The organism is Polaromonas sp. P1_G4, from assembly GCF_056405475.1.
The window spans coordinates 1-963 of the sequence record NZ_JBFUCA010000911.1 but is presented as its reverse complement, the minus strand read 5'-3'; the positions used below and the strand labels follow the sequence as shown (position 1 = coordinate 963).

General features: G+C 58.7%; 1 protein-coding gene. It reads left to right on the top strand.

Annotated features, from left to right (window positions below; genetic code table 11):
* The first annotated feature begins 85 nt into the window (after positions 1 to 85).
* A complete protein-coding gene (locus AC1D1X_RS24385) occupies positions 86 to 547 on the top strand; it encodes a methyltransferase family protein (protein ID WP_477671199.1) in 462 nt (153 codons plus the stop codon).
* Positions 548 to 963 lie beyond the last annotated feature (416 nt).

The following is a 963-nucleotide window of genomic DNA, read 5'->3' as shown; positions in this document are numbered from 1 at the left end:
CGCCTAGCCCTTCCATCGAGAGAACGTGGCCCGGCAAGCCGGGCGCCCCCTCTCATGTCAAACGTTAGACCTCAGAGTACAAGCTATGCGCGCCCTAGAACTCAAGATCCCACCGCCGCTCGTGGCGCTAATCATCGCGGTCACCATGTGGATCGCTAGAAATGTTGCGCCGACRCTTGAACTGTCGCCCGCCACTCGTATCGTCGCAGCCGGCGTCGTCGCGGTCATTGGTGGCTACTTCAGCATCGCCGGCACCATTGCGTTTCGGCGAGCCAGGACCACGGTCAATCCGTTGAAGCCGGAGAGGGCATCGTCACTCGTCACGTCTGGTGTCTATCGGATCACTCGCAATCCAATGTACGTCGCACTCGCCTTGCTTCTGGTGGCCTGGGGCTTCTACTTGTCTGCACCTGCGCTCCTGGCCGGCTCTGCGCTCTTCGTTCTCTATGTCACTCGCTTCCAGATCCAACCCGAAGAGAGGGTACTGCGGCGCATGTTTGGTAACGAGTACACGTCATACACACAGAGGGTGCGAAGGTGGCTGTGAGACCTAACCCTCCTTCAGGCGGACTTGCCCTCGGTGGGCGCATAAGTCAAACGTGAGTGTGTCCATGAGGCCGACAATAGCTGCATCCTGGAAATTTCTGACGCTAGCCGTCTTATTCGGCCCTATGGCGCTCGGCGTATGCGTGCTGCTCCTTCCCCGGTTTCGCTCGTTGCATGGCACAGTTGCCGAATGGATACTCCTGGCCGGCTCTGCGCTCTTCGCTCTCTATGTCACTCGCTTCCAGATCCAACCCGAAGAGAGGGTACTGCGGCGCATGTTTGGTAACGAGTACACGTCATACACACAGAGGGTGCGAAGGTGGCTGTGAGACCTAACCCTCCTTCAGGCGGACTTGCCCTCGGTGGGCGCATAAGTCAAACGTGAGTGTGTCCATGAGGCCGACAATAGCTGCATCC